The sequence below is a fragment of the Propioniciclava sp. genome (assembly GCF_029977985.1).
Lineage (GTDB): Bacteria > Actinomycetota > Actinomycetes > Propionibacteriales > Propionibacteriaceae > Propioniciclava.
On the sequence record NZ_JARKOT010000105.1, the window covers coordinates 1 to 1,795 of the forward strand.

The following is a 1,795-nucleotide window of genomic DNA, read 5'->3' on the forward strand; positions in this document are numbered from 1 at the left end:
GACGACTGGAGCTCCTCTGATGCTTGACGCCACCGGCAACCCGCAATCCATCCTGCTGCTCGGCGGGACGTCCGAGATCGGTCTCGCGATCATCGCCGAGTACCTGGCGCACGCCCCGGCCAGGGTGGTGCTCGGCGTCCAACCGGGTGACCCGCTCATCGACGCGACGGTCGCCGACCTGACGGCGAAGGGGGCGCGCGACGTGGTCGTGCTCGACTTCGACGCCACCGACTTCGACTCCCATCCCGGCGTCATCGAGGCCGCGTGGGCGGACGCCGACGTGGACGTCGCCATCGTCGCCTTCGGGCTGCTCGGCGACGCCGAGACGCTCTGGCAGGACCAGGCGAAGGCGGTGCAGATCGCGCAGGTCAACTACACCGGGGCGGTGAGCGTCGGCGTCCTACTGGGCCGAGCCATGTCGGCGCAGGGGTTCGGCCAGATCATCGTGATGAGCTCGGCGGCCGGGCAGAAGGTGCGCCGGTCCAACTTCGTCTACGGCTCGACGAAGGCGGGCCTCGACGGGTTCTACCACCGCCTCGGCGAGGCGCTGGAGCCGGCGGGCGTGAAGGTGCTCGTCATCCGCCCCGGTCAGGTGCGCACGCGCATGTCGGCGGGCGTGAAGGAGGCCCCGCTCACGGTGAACAAGGAGGACGTCGCCAAGCAGGCCGTGGACGCCGCCCGTGCCGGCAAGTCGGTCATCTGGGCGCCGCCGGCGTTCGAGGCGGTCATGCTCGTGCTGCGGCACATCCCCGAGCCGATCTTCCGCCGCCTGCCGATCTGAGGGGCGCGCTCAGGCGTCCGGGAGCTTCCGCATCGTCAGCAGGGGAGACAAGGCGACGGGCAGCACCGCGAGGAACGCTCCGACGGTGGCGATCCACAGGGTCGGCACGACGCCGAGCCTCGTTCCCAGCCAGCCGCCCAGGAGGCCGCCGATCGGCACGGTGCCCCACACGATGAAGCGCACCGACGCGTTCATGCGCCCCAACAGGGCCGGCGGGCAGATCCGCTGGCGGAAGCTCACCTGCGCCACGTTGTAGACGACCACCCAGAAGCTGAACAGGAACCCGCCCGCCACGAGCCAGGCCACCGGGGCACCCAGCAGGGCCAGCGGCGTCCCGAGCGCGCCGACGGCGCAGCCGAGCGCGCTGACCACGACCACCCGGCCCTCGCCGACCCACGCCGCCACGCGGTTGGCGAACGTGGCGCCCACCAGCGCCCCCACGGATCCCACGGAGAACAGGACGCCGACGGTCGCCTCGGTGAGACCCAACACGCGCAGCAGAAAGATCACCTGGACGGCCGCCGACACCGCGTGGAACAGGTTCGATATGCCGGTGCACATCACGATCCTCCGCAGCAACGGCTGCCGGACCACCCACGCCAGCCCCTCGGCGATCTCCTCCCGCAGCGGCCGGCGGGTCTCGGCGGGCGGCAACTCCTCCCCGTGCCGGATGCGGCCGAGCAGGCCCGCCGAGGTGGCGAACCCGAGCGCGGTCGCCACGAGCGCGCCTGAGGCGCCGAGCCACTGCAGCAGGACACCGCCCAGCCCGGGCCCGGCGATGTAGCTCACCGAGTTCACCGTCTCGAGCCGCGCGTTGCCCTCCCCGACCCGCTCGCGCCCGGTGATCGCCGGCACGAACGACTGGTGGGACACGTCGAAGAACACGTTCGTCACGCTCATCACCAGCGCCGCGCCGATCAGCAGCGGCACCGACGCCACCCCCGCCGCGAACGCCGCGACGAGGCCCACCAGCACGAGAGCCCGCACGAGATCGGCGCTCACGAGGAGGCGGCG

2 protein-coding genes are annotated in these 1,795 nt (G+C 72.1%); one reads left to right on the top strand and one right to left on the bottom strand.

Features of this window, described 5'->3' with window-relative positions; all coding sequences use genetic code 11:
• On the top strand, window positions 1-781 hold a 781-nt coding region (locus Q1K57_RS06870), incomplete at its 5' end, for a decaprenylphospho-beta-D-erythro-pentofuranosid-2-ulose 2-reductase (protein WP_300080292.1).
• A 9-nt stretch (window positions 782-790) separates the two neighbouring features.
• Here the strand turns inward: Q1K57_RS06870 and Q1K57_RS06875 are convergent.
• On the bottom strand, window positions 791-1,795 hold a 1,005-nt coding region (locus Q1K57_RS06875; RefSeq protein ID WP_300080294.1), incomplete at its 5' end, for an MFS transporter.